The organism is Paraburkholderia sp. CNPSo 3076 (genome assembly GCF_026343935.1).
GTDB lineage: Bacteria > Pseudomonadota > Gammaproteobacteria > Burkholderiales > Burkholderiaceae > Paraburkholderia > Paraburkholderia nodosa.
Genome location: NZ_JAPMAL010000019.1, coordinates 168574 through 186407, shown reverse-complemented (window position 1 = coordinate 186407; position 17834 = coordinate 168574). Strand labels below are relative to the sequence as shown.

Here is a 17834-nt window from a genome sequence, read left to right as displayed (position 1 = left end):
ATGGGTGTATGGCGATTATCCCGGACAAGCAGGATTCAACCGTAGTGGAGCGGCAGGAGCAAAAGGTCAAACCGCCCTCCATGTACAAGGTCGTGCTAATGAATGACGACTACACGCCGATGGAATTCGTCGTGATGGTCGTGCAGGAATATTTCAATAAGGACCGCGAGACCGCAACGCAGATCATGTTGAAGGTCCATCGCGAGGGCAGGGGTGTTTGTGGGGTCTATACGCGAGACATCGCGTCGACCAAGGTTGAGCAAGTCGTTACCCACGCACGGCAGGCCGGGCATCCGCTGCAGTGTGTGATGGAGGAAGCATGATTGCCCAGGAACTGGAAGTCAGCCTGCACATGGCGTTCATGGAAGCACGTCAGGCACGGCACGAGTTCATAACGGTCGAGCATTTGCTGCTGGCGCTGTTGGATAACCCAACAGCGGCGGAAGTGCTGCGCGCGTGTGCCGCCAATATCGAAGACCTGCGACAGAACCTGCGCAACTTCATTCACGACAATACCCCTACGGTACCCGGCACGGATGACGTCGATACGCAGCCGACGCTCGGGTTCCAGCGCGTGATCCAGCGCGCGATCATGCACGTTCAGTCCACTTCCAACGGCAAGAAGGAAGTGACGGGCGCGAACGTGCTGGTCGCCATCTTCGGCGAGAAGGACTCGCACGCGGTGTATTACCTGCAGCAGCAGGGCGTCACCCGTCTGGATGTCGTGAATTTCATTTCGCACGGTATCGCGAAGACGGGCAGCGGCGAAGCCGCCAAGGCCAGCGACGCGAATGCCGAAGCCGAAGACGCCGCCGGCCAGAAGGAAACCCCGCTCGCCCAGTTCACGCAGAACCTGAACCAGATGGCGAAGGACGGCCGGATCGATCCGCTCATCGGTCGCGAACTGGAAGTGGAGCGCGTGGTGCAGGTGCTGTGCCGCCGCCGCAAGAACAATCCGCTGCTCGTGGGCGAGGCCGGTGTCGGCAAGACCGCGATCGCGGAAGGGCTCGCCTGGCGCATTACGCGCGGCGAAGTGCCGGACATTCTCGCGGACGCCCAGGTCTACTCGCTCGACATGGGCGCGCTGCTGGCAGGCACGAAGTATCGCGGCGACTTCGAGCAGCGCCTCAAAACGGTGCTGAAAGAACTGAAAGAGCGTCCGCACGCCATTCTGTTCATCGACGAAATTCATACGCTGATCGGCGCGGGCGCCGCGTCGGGCGGCACGCTCGATGCGTCGAACCTGCTCAAGCCGGCGCTCTCGTCGGGCACGCTCAAGTGCATCGGAGCTACGACGTTCACGGAATACCGCGGCATCTTCGAGAAGGACGCGGCGCTGTCGCGGCGCTTCCAGAAGGTCGACGTGGTCGAGCCGACCGTCGAGCAAACCGTGGCGATCCTGCGCGGTCTGAAGTCGCGCTTCGAAGAGCACCACGGCGTGAAGTATTCGTCGGGCGCGCTGAACGCGGCCGCTGAACTGTCGGCGCGCTTCATCACCGACCGTCACTTGCCCGACAAGGCAATCGACGTGATCGACGAAGCGGGCGCGGCCCAGCGCATTCTGCCGAAGTCGAAGCAGAAGAAGACCATCGGCAAGAGCGAGATCGAAGAGATCATTTCGAAGATCGCGCGCGTGCCGGCGCAAAGCGTGTCGCAGGACGATCGCAGCAAGCTGCAAACGCTCGACCGCGATCTCAAGGCCGTGGTGTTCGGCCAGGATCCGGCCATCGACGCGCTCTCGGCTTCGATCAAGATGGCGCGCGCGGGTCTCGGCAAGACGGACAAGCCAATCGGCTCGTTCCTGTTCTCGGGCCCGACCGGCGTCGGCAAGACCGAAGTGGCGCGCCAACTCGCGTTTACGCTCGGCATCGAGCTGATCCGCTTCGACATGTCCGAGTACATGGAGCGCCATGCGGTGAGCCGTCTGATCGGCGCGCCGCCGGGCTACGTCGGGTTCGACCAGGGCGGTCTGCTCACCGAAGCCGTCACGAAGAAGCCGCACTGCGTGCTGCTGCTCGACGAAATCGAGAAGGCGCACCCGGACATCTTCAACGTGCTGCTGCAGGTGATGGACCACGGCACGCTGACCGATAACAACGGCCGCAAGGCGGATTTCCGCAATGTCATCATCATCATGACGACGAATGCGGGCGCCGAAGCGATGAACAAGTCGACGATCGGCTTCACGACCCGGCGCGAGCAGGGCGACGAACTGGCCGATATCAAGCGCCTGTTCACGCCGGAGTTCCGCAACCGGCTCGATCAGACGATCAGCTTCCGTGCGCTCGATGAGGAAATCATCATGCGCGTGGTCGACAAGTTCCTCATGCAACTGGAAGACCAGTTGCATGAGAAGAAGGTCGACGCGGTCTTCACCGACGCGCTGCGCAAGCATCTGGCCAAGCACGGCTTCGACCCGCTCATGGGCGCGCGGCCGATGCAGCGCCTGATCCAGGACACGATCCGCCGTGCGCTCGCCGACGAACTGCTGTTCGGCAAGCTCATGAACGGCGGCCGCGTGACCGTGGACGTCGATGCGGAAGACAAGGTCCAGCTCACGTTCGACGAGCAGCCGGCGCCGCGCAATCCGGAAGCGGTCGAAGTGGAATAAGCAGCGGCGCTACTGCGCAAACAGCCTTCAGGCAAGACGGCGCAGTCCGAAAGGACTGCGCCGTTTTTATTTGCGCTGACAGGTCCAGGGGTTGCGCCGTGCCGCGCAGGCGCGCCAGCCGTCAGCCGGTAAAATGCGCGTTTGTCCGCCGTCGGCGTTTTCTTGATGCGCAGCGCTGAGTAGCGCTCGCGCGAAGCAGGGGTGTAACAGTGGTACCACGTAAATCGGGTGCGTTCGAAGCCATCGTCGAGCGCGAACAAGGGCTGCGTCAGGGCTTGTCCGCCGGGCAGATGACGATGATCGCCATCGGTGGCGCGGTCGGCACCGGGCTCTTTCTCGGCAGCGGCTTCGCGATCTCTTTCGCCGGGCCCGGCGTACTCATTTCCTACGCGATCGGCGCGCTGATCGCCTTGCTGTTGATGGGCGCCCTCGCGGAGATGACCGTTGCGCATCCGGTATCGGGCTCGTTCGGCGCATACGCCGAGCACTATATCGGGCCGCTCGCCGGCTTCGTCGTGCGCTATGCGTACTGGTCGGCGTATGTGCTGGCGGTGGGCACCGAAGTCGCTGCAATCGCGGTCTACATGAAATTCTGGTTTCCCCACGTGCCGGGGCTCTACTGGATCGTCGGATTTTCAGCAGCGCTGATCGTTGTGAACGCAATGAGTGTGCGCGCGTACGGCGCCATCGAATATCTGTTCTCGAGCCTCAAAATCGCGGCCATCGTCGCGTTCATCGTGCTGGGTGCATGGTTCGTGTGGCGCGCGCCGGCCGGCTCCGGCGTGGGCTTCGCGAACTACACGTCGCACGGCGGCTTGCTGCCGCGAGGCTGGTGGGGCGTGTGGGTCGGGACGATCGTCTCGCTCTTCAGCTACCTGGGCGTGGAGACGATCGCCGTGGCGGCCGCCGAGGCACAGGATCCGCAGCGCGCCGTCACGCGCGCGTTTCGCGCGACCGTGCTGCGTCTCGTGCTGTTTTACCTGCTCACGCTCGCGCTCATGCTCGCCATCGTGCCGTGGACCCAGGCGGGCGGCAACGAGAGCCCGTTCGTGAAAGTCATGGCCGCAACCGGCGTGCCCTACGCGGCGGGCGCGATCAACTTCATCGTGCTCGTGGCGGCGCTCTCGGCCATGAACAGCCAGCTCTACATCACCACGCGCATGATGTTCAGCCTCTCGCGCGCGGGCTATGCGCCGGCGGCGTTCGGACGTCTCACGCGTCACGGCGTGCCGACGGCGGCGCTTTCGCTGTCCACCATCGGCATTGCGGTGGCGGCCGTGCTCAACGCGCTTTGGCCGCAAGCCGCGTTCACGCTGATGATGTCGATCGCCATGTTCGGCGCGATGTTCACGTGGTTCATGATCTTCGTCACGCAGATCTTTTTCCGCGTGCGCCAGGCGCGCGAGGGCGGCGCGCCGCTCGCATTCCGCATGTGGGGCTTCCCGTTCACGAGCGTGCTGGGCGCGCTGCTGATGCTCGGCATTCTGGCCGGCACGGCCTTTACGCGCGAATTTCGCATGACGCTGGCCTACGGCCTCGCGTTTCTCGCGGTGCTCGTGGTGGTGTATGCGCTCTGGTATCGCCGGCGTCCCGGCGCGGCGCAGCGAACCGAAGCTTCCGTCTGAACGCAACAAAAAAGCACGCCGAGGCGTGCTTTTTTGTTGCCGGCGCAACCGCCTGGGTCAGTGCTTGCCCGTGCTGCCGAAACCGCCCGCGCCGCGCTCGCTCGCCTCGAAGTCGTCGACGATGTTGAACTGCGCCTGCACGACCGGCACGATCACGAGCTGCGCGAGGCGCTCCAGCGGGTTGAGCGTGAAGGTGGTGTGGCCGCGGTTCCAGGTCGAAATCATCAGTTCGCCCTGGTAGTCCGAGTCGATCAGGCCGACCAGATTGCCGAGCACGATGCCGTGCTTGTGGCCAAGGCCCGAGCGCGGCAGGATCAGCGCCGCGTAGCCCGGATCGGCCACGTGGATGGCGAGGCCCGTCGGCACGAGCTTCGTTTCGCCCGGTTCGAGCGTGATCGGCGCGTCGAGACACGCGCGCAGGTCGAGGCCGGCGCTGCCCGGCGTGGCGTAGTGGGGCAGCTGGTCGCGCATGCGCTCGTTCAGGATCTTGATGTCGATTTTCATGAAGTCAGATTGATGGGGCGGTGGTGGATCGCTCAGGCGCGAGGCAACTGGAACGCCTCGGCGAGCAGTTCATAAGAGCGCAGACGAGCCTTGTAGCTGCCCGCAACGGTCAGCACGATCAGTTCGTCGGCGCGAAAGTTGTCCTTGATTGCGAGAAGGCGCTCGGTGACCCTCTCGGGCGTGCCGATGACGCTGCGCGGTTTCTCGCGGTCGATCACGATCTGCTCGCGCTCGCCGTATTCCTGCGCGCGTCCTTGTTCGAGGCTCGGGATCGGCGCGTTCAGGCCGTAGGCCATCTGCACGCGGCGCAGGTCGACGGCCTTTTCGAGGTCGGCGGCCTCGGCTTCGGTGTCCGCGCAGATCGCGAACACGGCGCACGCGAGATACGGCTTCGCTTCGTGGCCCGGCTTGAAGCGGTCGAGATAGGCCTCGGCCACGAGATGCCCGAAGTGCGCGTTGATGAAGTGCGCGAACGAGAAGCGCAGCCCGAGCTGCGCGGCGAGGATGCCGCCGAAGTCGCTCGAGCCGAGCACCCAGAGCTGCGGGCGCGTCTGGATCTGCGGCTGCAGCACGACGCCGCTCGCGAGATGATCGGCGGGGAGCGTGCCGTCCATCAGGCCGACGAGATCCTGCACCTGCTGCGTGAACTGGTCGCCCCGGTTGTACGTGCCAGCGGCCACGGCCTGCGCTGTGCGCATGTCGCCGCCCGGCGCACGCCCGACACCGAGATCGACGCGCCCCGGAAAGAGCGCTTCGAGCATCATGAACTGTTCGGCGACCTTGAAGGGGCTGTAATAGGGCAGCATGATGCCGCCCGAGCCGATGCGGATGCGCTTCGTGACGCTGGCGAGGCGCGCGAGCATGACTTCGGGGCAGGGGTTGCACACGCCGAGCAGGCCGTGATGCTCGGCGCACCAGTAGCGCGTGTAGCCGAGGTCGTCGGCGAGCTGTGCAAGCTCGATGGTGGCGGCGATGGCGTCCGCCGCGCTGTGCCCTGCGATGACGGGCGACTGGTCGAGTACGGAAAGCAGTGTCATGGCAGTACTGCTCCTTGCCTGTGTTCGCGGCGCCCAACGCCGGCACACGGCTGCGCCGGCGCGCGCGTCACGAGATGATGCTCGGGTCCGGCAGACGCCGCGCGATTTCGGCGACGAGCGTCTGCGCGAGCGCCTGCTTGGCCGCGCGCGGCAGCGGCTTGCGGCCGCCCGCCTCGAACAGCACGACTTCATTGTCGTCCTGACCGAAGGTGAGCGGGCCGAGATTGCCGATCAACAGCGGCACCTTCTTGCGCGCGCGCTTTTCTTCGCCGTGCACGTCGAGGTCGCCGCTTTCGGCGGCGAAGCCTACGCAGTAAGGCGGATTCGGCAAGGCCGCGACCGAGGCGAGGATGTCCGGGTTCTCGACGAACGTGAACGCCGGCATGCGGTGCTCGGCCGTCTTCTTGATCTTGTGCTCGGCGACATGATCGACGCGCCAGTCGGCCACGGCCGCCACACCGATGAAGACATCGGCGTCGGTCGCGGCGCGCATGACCGCGTCGTACATCTGCCGGGCGGTCTGCACGTCTTCGCGATACACGCCCCACGGGGTTTCCAGCGCGACCGGGCCGGCGACCAGATGCACCTCGGCGCCCGCCTGCTGCGCGGCGCGCGCGAGCGCGAAGCCCATTTTGCCGCTCGAGCGGTTGGTGATGCCGCGCACGGGATCGAGCGGCTCGAAGGTCGGGCCGGCCGTGATCAGGAGCTTGCGGCCCGCGAGCACCTTCGGCGCGAAGAACGAAACGATTGCCTCGTACACGGCCTCGGGTTCGAGCATGCGCCCGTCGCCGATCTCGCCGCACGCCTGCGGGCCGGAATCGGGACCGAGCGTTTCGATGCCGTCCGCGCGCAGTTGCGCGACGTTGCGCTGCGTGGCCGGGTTTTGCCACATCTGCCGGTTCATCGCGGGCACGACCAGCAGCGGGCAGTCGCGCGCCACGCACAGCGTGGAGAGCAGATCGTCGGCGAAACCGTGGGCGAGCTTGGCGAGGAAGTCGGTGGAGGCGGGCGCGATGACGATGGCGTCGGCCTCGCGCGAGAGATCGATGTGCGCCATGTTGTTGGGCACGCGGCCGTCCCACTGGCTCGTGTAGACGGGGCGGCCCGACAGTGCCTGCATGGTGACCGGCGTGATGAACTGCGTGGCGGCCTCGGTCATCACGACCTGCACGGTCGCGCCGGCCTTGGTCAACAGGCGCGTGAGCTCGGCGATCTTGTAGCAGGCAATGCCGCCCGTCATGCCGAGCACGAGGTGACGGCCGGCCAGTTCGCCTGGGTTTGCAGCGGACGTGTTCAAGTCACAGCTCCTATAACCGTGCAGCCCACACACTCAGCGCGCGCCGCGCACGCGCCGCAGTTCGTCGAACACCAGCAGCGCCGCGCCGATGCAGATCGCGCTATCGGCGAGGTTGAACGCCGGCCAGTGCCAGCCGCCCACGTGGAAGTCGAGAAAGTCGATCACGTGGCCGTACAGCAGGCGGTCGATCACATTGCCGAGCGCGCCGCCCATGATGAGCGCGAGCGCCGTGCAGAAGAGCTTCTGCGTGGCGTGGCGCTTGAGCAAATAGCAGATCACGAGCGCCGCCACTACGCCAAGCAGCGTGAATGCCCAGCGCTGCCAGCCGCCCGCCGCCGACAGGAAGCTGAACGCCGCGCCCTTGTTGTAGACCAGCACGAGGTTGAAGAACGGCGCGATCACGCGGCCTTCGCCGTAGCTGAACACCTTGTTGATGGCGATTTTCGTGAGCTGATCGGCGAGGATCACGATCACCGCGACCCCCAGCCACGGCGCGAGCGTGCCGCCCGCGCCATTCGACCTGGACTGCTTCGGCAGGGTTTTTGCCATTATGCCGCGCTCCGTTTTTCACCGTCGCCGAACAGATTCGCAACACAGCGGCCGCACAGGCCCGGGTGCTCCGCGTTCGCGCCCACGTCCTCGCGGTAGTGCCAGCAGCGCTCGCACTTGAGGTACTTCGAGGTGACCACTTCGACGCCTTCCTCCGCTTCGCTATCGACCTTCACGATTTCCGCCGCCGAGGTGATCAGCACGAATTTCAGGTCGTCGCCGAGCGAGGCGAGCGCGTCGTAGCGCGCGCCGCTCGCGAGAATGCGCACTTCGGCCTGCAGCGACGAACCGATCTGGTTCGCCACACGCGCCTCTTCGAGCGCCTTCGTCACGTTGCCGCGCACTTCGCGCAGCAGCGTCCACTTGGCGATCAGCTCCGGCGCGCCTGCGACGTCCGGGAAGGCGTGGAAGGTTTCGGTGAAGATGGTTTCGCTTTGCGGCTGGAACACCTTCCACGCTTCTTCGGCCGTGAACGAAAGGAACGGCGCGAGGATGCGCAACAGGCTATGCGTGATGTGATGCAGCGCCGTTTGCGCGCCGCGGCGGGCCTTCGAGTCCGCTGCGCTCGTATAGAGGCGGTCCTTCAGCACGTCGAGGTAGAAGCCGCCCAGGTCCTCCGAGCAGAACGTCTGGAGCTTGGCCACCACCGGGTGGAACTCGTAGCGGTCGTAGTGGGCGAGCACGTCGTTTTGCAGCGTATGCGTGAGCGCGACGGCATAGCGGTCGATCTCGAGCCATTCGCTCGCGGGCAGCGCGTGCTTCTCGAAGTCGAAGTCCGAGAGGTTCGAGAGCAGGAAGCGCAGCGTGTTGCGGATGCGGCGATAGCCTTCCGTCACGCGCTTGAGGATCTCCTCCGAGATGGCTAGCTCGCCCGAGTAGTCGGTCGAGGCGATCCACAGACGGATGATTTCCGCGCCCAGCCGGTTCGCCACTTCATGCGGATCGACGCCGTTGCCGAGCGACTTCGACATCTTGCGGCCTTCGCCGTCCACGGTGAAGCCGTGCGTGAGCAGCGCGTTGTAGGGCGGGCGGCCGTCGAGCATCGAAGCCGTGAGCAGCGACGAGTGGAACCAGCCGCGGTGCTGGTCCGAGCCTTCCAGGTACAGGTCGGCCGGGAACTGCAGTTCGTCCTTGTGCGAGCCGCGCAGCACGTGCCAGTGCGTCGTGCCCGAGTCGAACCACACGTCGAGCGTGTCGCGGTTCTTTTCGTACAGGTTGGCGTCGTCGCCGAGCAGCTCGCGCGGGTCGAGCGTCTGCCACGCTTCGATGCCTTCTTTCTCCACGCGCTGCGCGACCTGTTCGAGCAGCTCCAGCGTGCGCGGATGCAGCTCGCCGGTTTCCCTGTGCACGAAGAACGCCATCGGCACGCCCCATTGCCGCTGGCGCGAGAGCGTCCAGTCCGGGCGGTTGGCGATCATCGAATACAGGCGCTGCTTGCCCCACGAGGGGTAGAACGCCGTCGCCTCGATGCCTTCGAGCGCCGTTTCGCGCAGCGTCTTGCCGCCGTCTGCAGGCAGAACGTCCATGCCCGCGAACCACTGCGAGGTGGCGCGGTAGATGATCGGCGTCTTGTGGCGCCAGCAGTGCATGTAGCTGTGCAGGTACTTTTCGCTGCGCAGGAGCGTGCCGGCGGCGTCGAGTGCGTCGACGATCTTCGGGTTCGCCGCCCAGATCGAGAGGCCGCCGAACAGCGGCAGCGACTCGATGTAGCGGCCATCGCCCATCACCGGGCTGATGATGTCGGAATCCGCCATGCCGTGCGCCTTGCACGACACGAAGTCTTCCACGCCATAAGCGGGCGCCGAGTGCACGATGCCCGTGCCGGTGTCGGTCGTGACGTAGTCGCCGAGGTAGATCGGCGAGGTGCGTTTGTAGCCCGGGTGCGCCGAGGCGAGCGGGTGATTGAAGCGCAGCAGCGAGAGCTTCTCGCCCTTCGTCGTGGCGACGATCGTGCCGGTCAGGCCGAACTCCTTCATGCATGCTTCCACGCGCTCGACGGCGAGGATCAGCAGGCCGCGTTGCGTGTCCACGAGCGCATAGTCGACTTCCGGGTGCACGTTCAGCGCCTGGTTCGACGGAATCGTCCAGGGCGTGGTGGTCCAGATCACGATGCCGCCTTCCTCGCGCGGCAGCGCGGGCAGGCCGAACGCGGCCGCCGTTTCGGCGGGTTGCGCGAACGTGAACAGCACGTCGATGGTCGGGTCGGTCTTGTCCTTGTACTCGACTTCCGCCTCAGCGAGCGCCGAGCCGCAGTCGAAGCACCAGTTCACGGGCTTGAGGCCGCGGAACACATAACCCTTCTCGATGATTTTCGCGAGTGCGCGGAGCTCGCCGGCCTCGTTCACGAAGTTCATCGTCTTGTACGGGTTGTTCCAGTCGCCGAGCACGCCCAGGCGCTTGAAGCCCTTCTTTTGCGTCTCGATCTGGCCGGCCGCGTACTCGCGCGCCTTCTGCATCACTTCCTGGGCGGGCAGCGACTTGCCGAACTGCTTTTCGATCTGGATTTCGATCGGCATGCCGTGGCAGTCCCAGCCCGGCACGTAGACCGCGTCGAAGCCCGCGAGATTGCGCGCCTTGACGATCATGTCCTTGAGGATCTTGTTCACCGCGTGGCCGAGGTGGATGTCGCCGTTCGCATACGGCGGGCCGTCGTGCAGGATGAACTTCTTGCGGCCCTTCGAAGCCGCGCGGATCTTCTCGTAGACCTGGTTCTCTTCCCATTCCTTGACCCATTGCGGCTCGCGCCTGGGCAGGTCGCCGCGCATCGGGAACGGGGTGTCGAGCAGGTTGACGGGGTACTTCGATTCGGACTTCTGCGGCTTGCCGGAGGATGCTTTCTTGTCGCTCATGGTGAGATCACGTGGAATTCGGGGGAAGCATGGCGTCAGCGTTGCGGCCGATGCCGCGCAACCGTCGCCTCGGGCGCTGCATGCCGTGCTTTGTGCACGCGGCGCCTGGGGGCGGGGGCAGCCCGCGCAGGCGGGCCGCGGGTCACCTAATTCGGTCGGTGGCCGAGGTGGCGAAGCCAGTGGATGCGCCGCCGGCCACGTCTGCGCCCGCGGCGGCGAACCACGCACGGGTGTTCGCCACGTCGCGGGCGATCGCGGCGGTGAGCGTTTCGAGGTCGGGAAACTTCTCCTCGTCACGCAGTTTCTTGAGAAACTCGACGCGCACGAGCTTGCCGTAGGCGTCGCCGTGCCAGTCGAGCAGATGCACTTCGAGCAGCACGCGGCCCGAGTCGTCCACGGTCGGGCGCAGGCCGAGGCTCGCGACACCCGGCAGCGGATGGTCGGCGATGCCATGCACCATCACGACGAAGATGCCCTTGAGCGCCGGCCGCTTGTGGCCGATCAGCAGGTTCATCGTGGGGAAGCCCAGGTCGCGCCCGAGCTTCAGGCCGTGCGTGACGTGCGCGCTGATGTGGTAGCCGCGGCCAAGCGAAGCGCGCGCGGCGTCGAGGTCGCCGGCGTGCAGTTGCGCACGCACGGCGGAGCTGGAAATGCGCACGCCCGAAGGGTCGGCCACGGTCGCCATCTGCTCGACTTCGAAGCCGTGCTGCGCGCCCGCGGCCTGCAGCGAAGCGAAGTCGCCCGCGCGCTTCGCGCCATAGCGGAAGTCGTCGCCGATCATCATCCAGCGCGCGTGCAGTCCGCCCACGATGATGCGCTGAACGAACGCCTCGGGCGACTGGCTCGCGAACGTGTGGTTGAAATGCTCGACCACGACGCGGTCCACGCCGTTCTCGCGCAGCGCTTCGAGCTTGTCGCGCAGCATGGCGATGCGCGGCGGGGCGCTGGCCGGGTTGAAGAACTCGCGCGGATGCGGCTCGAAGGTCATCACGCAGACGGGCAGGCCGCGCGCGTCGGCTGCCGCGCGCACGCGCGCGAGCAATGCCTGATGCCCGCGGTGGACACCGTCGAAATTGCCGATGGTCAGCGCGCAGGGCGCGCGGCTTTCGGCATTGGGAAGACCGCGGAAGACTCTCACGATAGCGGAACCTGGTGGAACCTCGAAAAGCGCGCTGGCGCAGCACGCGTGCTAATGATCGACTGCTGACCGACTGACCTGGCCATTCGCGGCCCAAGGACCGCGACGAAACAGAAGATTATAAACGCACGAGGCGACGATCGCCGCCGCGCGAGCGTTGAGCAGGCGCCCCGATGATAAAATCCGCGGATGAAAAATCTCGTCATCCTGATTTCGGGGCGGGGCAGCAACATGGAAGCCATCGTGCGCGCTTGCGCGCAGGAGGCTTGGGGCGCGCGTATCGCCGCCGTGATTGCCAACCGTCCTGACGCCGCGGGCCTCGCGTTCGCGGCTTCGAATGGCATTGCCACGGCGGTGGTCGACCACCGCCAGTTTCCCGATCGCGCCAGCTTCGACGCGGCGCTCGCTCAAGTCATCGACGGCTATGCGCCGGACCTCGTCGTGCTGGCGGGCTTCATGCGCGTGCTGACCGAATCGTTCGTCGGCCATTATGCGGGTCGGATGCTCAATATCCATCCCTCGCTGCTGCCGATGTTTCCGGGCCTGGGGACGCACCAGCAGGCGCTCGACGCCGGCTGCCGCGTGCACGGCGCGACGGTGCATTTCGTCACGCCAACGCTCGATCATGGCCCCATCGTCGCGCAGGCGGTGGTTCCGGTGCGCGCGGGCGACGACGCCGCGGCGCTCGCCGCGCGCGTGCTCAAGACCGAACATGTGATGTATCCGCGCGCGGTGCGCTGGTTCGTCGAAGGGCGCCTCGCGCTCGACGGCGAATGCGTGACGCTTACGCCGGCCGAGCCACAGTGGCTCTTCTTTGACGACTCGCAAGCCGCCGGGGAGGGCGCATGAGACTGCATGGATTTCTGATTGGACAGACCGAAACGTTGCTCGCCGACGTCCTCAAATTCACGGGCCCGGCCGACGCGGTGACGAGCCGCTTCTTCCGCGAGCATCCGAAGCTCGGCCACGCTGAGCGCGGTGTGATCGCCGAAGCCGTGTTCGCCGTGCTGCGCCGGCGCATGGAATTCGCGCACCTGGCCGAAAGCGGCACGGGCAGCCCGACGCGCCGCCTCACGCTGCTCGGCCTCATGGCGACGGCAGGCCGCTCGGCGATCCGTCCGTTCGTATCGGACGCCGAGGCCACCTGGCTCGAGCACGTCTCGAAGATCGACCCGGCCAGCCTGCCGCTGCGCGTGCAGCTGAATCTGCCGGAGTGGATCATGAAGGCGCTGGAAACGCGCTTTGAGCCCGCCGAACTCGCGCAACTGGCCGCCGCGCTGAACTACCCGGCGCCGCTCGATCTGCGCGCCAATCCCATCAAGGCGAATCGCGAAGAGCTGATTCGCGCGCTGTCCGAGTCGGGCATCGAAGGTGGCGAAACGCCGTTCGCGCCGTTCGGCGTGCGTGTGACGGGCAAGCCCGCGCTCACGAAACTCGACGCGTTCAAGAACGGCTGGTTCGAGGTGCAGGACGAGGGCAGTCAGCTGCTGTGCACGCTGCTGGCGCCGCGCCGCGGAGAGATGGTCGTGGACTTCTGCGCTGGCGCGGGCGGCAAGACGCTGGCGCTCGGCGCGATGATGCGTTCGACGGGCCGTCTCTACGCCTTCGACGTGTCCGACCGGCGCCTGGCCAAGCTCAAGCCGCGCCTCGCGCGCAGCGGCCTGTCGAACGTCAATCCCGTGCTGATCGACAGCGAGCACGACGCCAAGATCAAGCGCCTGATCGGCAAGATCGACCGCGTGCTCGTGGATGCGCCGTGCTCGGGCCTCGGCACGCTGCGCCGCAACCCCGACCTCAAGTGGCGCCAGTCGCCGGCGTCGGTGGCCGAACTCGCGCCCAAGCAGCTTTCGATTCTCACGAGCGCGGCGCGCCTGCTCAAGCGCGGCGGCCGTCTCGTCTACGCGACCTGCAGCATTCTCGAAGCCGAGAACGAAGCGGTCGTGAAGCAGTTCCTCGAGGCGCATCCCGAGTTCGTGCTGGTGAGCGCACGCGAGGTGCTGGCCGAGCAGCGCGTGGGCCTCGACACGGGCGACTACCTCTCGCTGTGGCCGCACCGCCACGCCACCGACGGCTTCTTTGCCGCCGTGCTGGAGCGTCGCGGCGAAGCCAAGCCCAAGACGAAGGCGGCCGGTGCGCAGACGACGCCCGAAGAAGCCGCAGCGGAGCAGGAGGCGTCCGACGTGATCGCAAAGGCGCAGGACAGCGAAGCCGCCGAGCCGGACGCTGCGCTGGAGTAAAACGCGCGGCGGGAGCGACGTTTGCGGGACCGTCCGGCCGGGGCAAGCCGGGCGGTCCGCACTAGCTCATGCGGCAGATCGTGCCGCATCACGGTCATCGTGCCGGCCGACCGCTCGTTGCGTATTGGCGACATCATCAGCGCAGGCAGCATTCAGGGCCGGGTGACGTATGCATCGAGACCCGATTCCAGACGAACGCCGTATCCCATCGAATTTTCAGGCGACGCCGTGCAACTCGAACTAGGATTCTGGGTAGAGAGCGCGGAACATGGGATCGCGTTGAAGACTAGATGGGGTCGGATATCACGGAAAGGGCCAGTTGGCTGCGGCAAAGCGCCTCGAAACGCCCTTCAGATGTTGACGCCGTAACCATTAAAGAAAAAAATCTCCCTTTGTTACAAACACTTGGAACGGTTCTAGTAGAATGCCGTCCAACCGCATCTAGTCGCTTTCACTTTCTTGACACTGGCGCCTGGCTGAAAGGCCGACGCGCTTCGCTTCACAGGTAAATGCCTTGTTGAACTCCCTGCTTGATTTCCTCGCCCACGGGGTGCTCCATTTCTCGTGGTGGCAGATCGTGCTGTTCGCGGCGGTGGTCACCCACATCACGATCATCGGCGTGACGGTGTACCTGCACCGCTGCCAGGCGCACCGCGCGCTGGATCTGCATCCCATTGCGAGCCACTTCTTCCGCTTCTGGCTGTGGATGACCACGGGCATGCTCACGGGCCAGTGGGCGGCGATCCACCGCAAGCACCACGCCAAGTGCGAAACGGAAGAAGATCCGCACAGCCCGCAAACGCGCGGCATCTGGAAGGTGCTGCTCGAAGGCGCTGAGCTCTATCGCACCGAAGCAAAGAACGAAGAAACGCTGCGCCGCTTCAGCCACGGCACGCCCAACGACTGGATGGAGCGTAACGTCTACACGCGCTACCCCATTCTCGGCGTGAGCATCATGATGGTGATCGACGTCGCGCTGTTCGGCGCAGTCGGCCTCACCGTGTGGGCCGTGCAGATGGCGTGGATTCCGTTCTGGGCTGCGGGTGTCGTGAATGGCCTCGGCCACTTCTGGGGCTACCGCAACTTCAATTCGTCTGACGCGAGCACGAACCTCCTGCCGTTCGGCATCATCATCGGCGGCGAGGAACTGCACAACAACCACCACACGTTCGCGACTTCCGCGAAGCTCTCGAACAAGTGGTACGAGTTCGACATCGGCTGGATGTACATCCGCATGATGCAGGCGGTTGGCCTTGCCAAGGTGAAGAAGGTCGCGCCCACGCCGCGCCTCACCAAGGGCAAGCTGGTGCCCGACCACGAAACGCTGCAGGCCGTGCTGTCCAATCGCTACGAAGTAATGGCGCGTTACGCCAAGGCCGTGAAGCTCGCGTACCGTCAGGAACTCGCGCACCTCAAGGAAGTGGGCGAGCGCGAGAAGTACAAGGTCATGCGCGGTGCGCGCAAGTGGTTCGACAAGGAAGAAGCCAGCCTGAACGAACCGCAGAAGCGCCAGCTTCCGCAAATTTTCGCGAACAGCCAGAAGCTGCGCACGTACATCGAACTGCGTAACGAACTCGCCGCGATCTGGGAGCGTTCGAGCGCCTCGCGCGAACAACTGCTCACGCAGCTCCAGGATTGGTGCCATCGCGCTGAACAAAGCGGTATCAAGGCGCTGCAGGAATTTGCTTCGCGCCTGCGCCGTTACGCTTGATTGGCCTGATCGGCTTGATCGGATTTTGGCCCCTCAGTGGGGCGTAAGAAAATCCTTTAGAATGACGAGACGTCACAAAACCCCGCGCTGGCGGGGTTTTTCTTTTTGGGCCGCAAGAAAGCCGGAGTCCCCACAATGGCTTCAATCGCGCGGCGATCGGTAGGGGCAGGAGATGATGAGTCAGGCGATCAGGAACGTCGAATATGACCGGCCGCAGGGTGCCGTTTGCGGCGTTGGACAGGCTTGGGCGCGCGTGCCCGATGCGCCGTCCACGGCAGAGCGCGTTGCATTGAAGGAGCGGATTCGCGCGTTGCTCAAGCGCGAGAAGGCGGTGCTTGTCGCGCACTATTATGTGGATCCTGAGTTGCAGGAGCTCGCCGACGAAACCGGCGGCTGCGTGGCCGATTCGCTCGAGATGGCGCGCTTCGGCCGCGACCACGAGGCACAGACGCTCGTCGTGGCGGGCGTGCGCTTCATGGGTGAGACCGCGAAGATTCTGAGTCCGAACAAGCGCATTCTCATGCCCGACCTCGACGCGACCTGCTCGCTCGATCTCGGTTGCCCCATCGACGAATTCTCGGCGTTTTGCGACGAGCATCCCGACCGCACCGTGGTCGTCTATGCGAACACGAGCGCCGCCGTGAAGGCGCGCGCGGACTGGATGGTCACGTCGTCCATCGGTCTCGAGATCGTCGCTGACCTGCACGCGAAGGGCGAAAAAATTCTGTGGGCGCCGGACCGCCACCTGGGCAGCTACATCCAGAAGAAGACCGGCGCCGACATGCTGCTGTGGCAAGGCTCCTGCCTCGTGCACGACGAATTCAAGGGCATCGAACTCGACCTGCTCCGCGCCGAATATCCGGACGCCAAGATTCTCGTCCACCCCGAATCGCCCGAGAGCGTGGTCGCGCTCGCGGACGTGGTCGGCTCGACCACCCAGCTGATCGACGCAGCCGTGAAGCTCGACGCGCAACGCTTCATCGTCGCGACCGATCTCGGCATTCTGCACAAGATGCGCCTCGCGGCGCCGGGCAAGACCTTCATCGAAGCGCCCACGGCGGGCAACAGCGCCACCTGCAAGAGCTGCGCCCATTGCCCGTGGATGGCCATGAACGGTTTGGCGAATCTCGTCGACGTGCTGGAGCGCGGTCACAACGAGATCCACGTCGACAGCGCGATCGGCGCGCGCGCGCGTCTGCCGATCGATCGCATGCTGGCGTTCGCGGCGGAACACAAGCGCCGCGTGCAGGCGAGCGGCGACCTCGCGCGCGACACCGCGCTATTCTCGCAAGTGGGGGCGGCGTAAATGGGTGCACTCGAATTGCTCGCAGTGGATGCCGTTGCGCCCGTGCTGGGTGACGTGCGCGCGCAGTACGGCGCGACGTTCGACGCCGCGATCGCACGCAACGTGGCCGATGCGCTCCAGGAAGACGTGGGCCCTGGCGACCAGACCGGCCGTCTCGTACCCGCTGATGAAATGCGCGACGCGCGCATCATCGTGCGCGAAGAAGCGGTGCTGTGCGGCGTGCTCTGGTTCGACGGCGTGGTGAAGCAGGTCGATCCGCGCATCGAAGTGCGTTGGCACTATCGCGAAGGCGAGCGCATGGCCGCCGACACGACCGTCTGCTCGCTGCGCGGTCCGGCGCGCTCGCTGCTCACGGCCGAGCGCAACGCGATGAACTTCCTGCAGTTGCTTTCGGGCGTGGCGAGCGTGACGCGCCGCTACGTCGACATGATCGGGCACACCCGCACGCGCATTCTGGACACGCGCAAGACGTTGCCCGGCCTGCGCCTCGCGCAGAAGTACGCAGTGCGCGTGGGCGGTGGCGCAAACCAGCGTCTTGCGCTTTACGACGGGATCCTCATCAAGGAAAACCACATTGCTGCGGCAGGCGGCGTGGGTGCGGCGATGGCCGCTGCGCTCGCGCTCGATGCGGGCGTGCCGATCCAGATCGAAGTCGAGACGCTCGAGCAGCTCGAAACGGCGCTCGCGCACGGCGCGAAGTCGGTATTGCTCGACAATTTCTCGTTGGACATGATGCGCGATGCGGTGAAGCTCACGGCGGGGCGTGCGGTGCTCGAAGTCTCGGGCGGCGTGAGTTTCGACACGGTGCGCGCGATCGCGGAAACGGGCGTGGACCGCGTCTCGATTGGCGCGCTGACGAAGGACGTGCGCGCGACGGACTTTTCGATGCGCATTGTCTGAAGCCGCAAGTTCGCCAAGCTGAACCAGAACGAAAAGGCCGCCTCGCGATGAGGCGGCCTTTGTTTTTGCG

General features: G+C 65.5%; 14 protein-coding genes. 8 read left to right on the top strand and 6 right to left on the bottom strand.

Going from position 1 to position 17834, the window contains the following annotated elements:
- Window positions 1-8 precede the first annotated feature (8 nt).
- From clpS to M3A49_RS22950, 3 genes are all read left to right on the top strand, one after another.
- The gene (clpS, locus tag M3A49_RS22960) at window positions 9-323 is read left to right on the top strand and encodes an ATP-dependent Clp protease adapter ClpS (protein WP_028205276.1); all 315 of its coding nucleotides are present in this window, start codon (window positions 9-11) and stop codon (window positions 321-323) included.
- Window positions 320-2611 carry an ATP-dependent Clp protease ATP-binding subunit ClpA gene (gene clpA, locus M3A49_RS22955; protein WP_069262762.1) on the top strand — a complete coding sequence of 764 codons (2292 nt, stop codon included), beginning with the start codon at window positions 320-322 and terminating at the stop codon, window positions 2609-2611. The genes clpS and clpA overlap by 4 nt, the downstream gene beginning before the upstream one ends.
- A 209-nt stretch (window positions 2612-2820) precedes the next feature.
- A complete protein-coding gene (locus tag M3A49_RS22950) occupies window positions 2821-4236 on the top strand; it encodes an amino acid permease (RefSeq protein ID WP_266231160.1) in 1416 nt (471 codons plus the stop codon).
- 57 nt (window positions 4237-4293) lie between these two features.
- Here M3A49_RS22950 and dut read toward each other — a convergent pair whose 3' ends face one another.
- From dut to M3A49_RS22920, 6 genes are all read right to left on the bottom strand, one after another.
- Complete coding sequence (dut, locus tag M3A49_RS22945; protein ID WP_028205273.1) at window positions 4294-4740, bottom strand: dUTP diphosphatase; 447 nt, start codon at window positions 4738-4740, stop codon at window positions 4294-4296.
- Between the two features lie 32 nt (window positions 4741-4772).
- Entirely contained in the window at window positions 4773-5777 is a 1005-nt protein-coding gene (locus tag M3A49_RS22940) for an LLM class flavin-dependent oxidoreductase (protein WP_266231159.1), read from the bottom strand.
- Between the two features lie 67 nt (window positions 5778-5844).
- Window positions 5845-7074, bottom strand: coding sequence for a bifunctional phosphopantothenoylcysteine decarboxylase/phosphopantothenate--cysteine ligase CoaBC (gene coaBC, locus M3A49_RS22935; RefSeq protein ID WP_266231158.1), 1230 nt, complete (start codon window positions 7072-7074; stop codon window positions 5845-5847).
- Between the two features lie 33 nt (window positions 7075-7107).
- The gene (lspA, locus tag M3A49_RS22930) at window positions 7108-7623 is read right to left on the bottom strand and encodes a signal peptidase II (protein WP_266231157.1); all 516 of its coding nucleotides are present in this window, start codon (window positions 7621-7623) and stop codon (window positions 7108-7110) included.
- Complete coding sequence (gene ileS / locus M3A49_RS22925; protein WP_266231156.1) at window positions 7623-10472, bottom strand: isoleucine--tRNA ligase; 2850 nt, start codon at window positions 10470-10472, stop codon at window positions 7623-7625. The genes lspA and ileS overlap by 1 nt, the downstream gene beginning before the upstream one ends.
- Before the next feature lie 142 nt (window positions 10473-10614).
- Window positions 10615-11610, bottom strand: a complete 996-nt coding sequence (locus M3A49_RS22920) for a bifunctional riboflavin kinase/FAD synthetase (RefSeq protein WP_266231155.1) — start codon at window positions 11608-11610, stop codon at window positions 10615-10617.
- A gap of 189 nt (window positions 11611-11799) precedes the next feature.
- On the opposite strand from M3A49_RS22920, the gene purN reads away from it, so the two are divergent.
- The 5 genes from purN (at window position 11800) to nadC (ending at window position 17764) form a co-directional block, all read left to right on the top strand.
- Entirely contained in the window at window positions 11800-12459 is a 660-nt protein-coding gene (purN, locus tag M3A49_RS22915) for a phosphoribosylglycinamide formyltransferase (RefSeq protein WP_266231154.1), read from the top strand.
- Window positions 12456-13847, top strand: coding sequence for an RsmB/NOP family class I SAM-dependent RNA methyltransferase (locus M3A49_RS22910; protein ID WP_266231153.1), 1392 nt, complete (start codon window positions 12456-12458; stop codon window positions 13845-13847). Before purN ends, M3A49_RS22910 begins: the two co-directional genes overlap by 4 nt.
- Window positions 13848-14361: 514 nt before the next feature.
- Window positions 14362-15558 (top strand): acyl-CoA desaturase, encoded by a 1197-nt coding sequence (locus M3A49_RS22905; RefSeq protein ID WP_028205265.1) that lies wholly within the window; start codon window positions 14362-14364, stop codon window positions 15556-15558.
- Between the two features lie 175 nt (window positions 15559-15733).
- Window positions 15734-16864, top strand: coding sequence for a quinolinate synthase NadA (gene nadA / locus M3A49_RS22900; RefSeq protein ID WP_266231152.1), 1131 nt, complete (start codon window positions 15734-15736; stop codon window positions 16862-16864).
- On the top strand, window positions 16865-17764 hold the full coding sequence (gene nadC / locus M3A49_RS22895; RefSeq protein WP_266231151.1) for a carboxylating nicotinate-nucleotide diphosphorylase: 900 nt from the start codon (window positions 16865-16867) through the stop codon (window positions 17762-17764).
- Window positions 17765-17834: the final 70 nt, after the last annotated feature.

What these genes read in the sequence shown, in the direction of transcription:
- M3A49_RS22910 (WP_266231153.1), top strand. Translation starts at nt 12,456, where the DNA reads ATGAGACTGCATGGATTTCTGATTGGACAGACCGAAACGTTGCTCGCC.
- dut (WP_028205273.1), bottom strand. Translation starts at nt 4,740, where the DNA reads ATGAAAATCGACATCAAGATCCTGAACGAGCGCATGCGCGACCAGCTG.
- ileS (WP_266231156.1), bottom strand. Translation starts at nt 10,472, where the DNA reads ATGAGCGACAAGAAAGCATCCTCCGGCAAGCCGCAGAAGTCCGAATCG.
- clpA (WP_069262762.1), top strand. Translation starts at nt 320, where the DNA reads ATGATTGCCCAGGAACTGGAAGTCAGCCTGCACATGGCGTTCATGGAA.
- nadC (WP_266231151.1), top strand. Translation starts at nt 16,865, where the DNA reads ATGGGTGCACTCGAATTGCTCGCAGTGGATGCCGTTGCGCCCGTGCTG.
- nadA (WP_266231152.1), top strand. Translation starts at nt 15,734, where the DNA reads ATGAGTCAGGCGATCAGGAACGTCGAATATGACCGGCCGCAGGGTGCC.
- purN (WP_266231154.1), top strand. Translation starts at nt 11,800, where the DNA reads ATGAAAAATCTCGTCATCCTGATTTCGGGGCGGGGCAGCAACATGGAA.
- M3A49_RS22940 (WP_266231159.1), bottom strand. Translation starts at nt 5,777, where the DNA reads ATGACACTGCTTTCCGTACTCGACCAGTCGCCCGTCATCGCAGGGCAC.
- lspA (WP_266231157.1), bottom strand. Translation starts at nt 7,623, where the DNA reads ATGGCAAAAACCCTGCCGAAGCAGTCCAGGTCGAATGGCGCGGGCGGC.
- clpS (WP_028205276.1), top strand. Translation starts at nt 9, where the DNA reads ATGGCGATTATCCCGGACAAGCAGGATTCAACCGTAGTGGAGCGGCAG.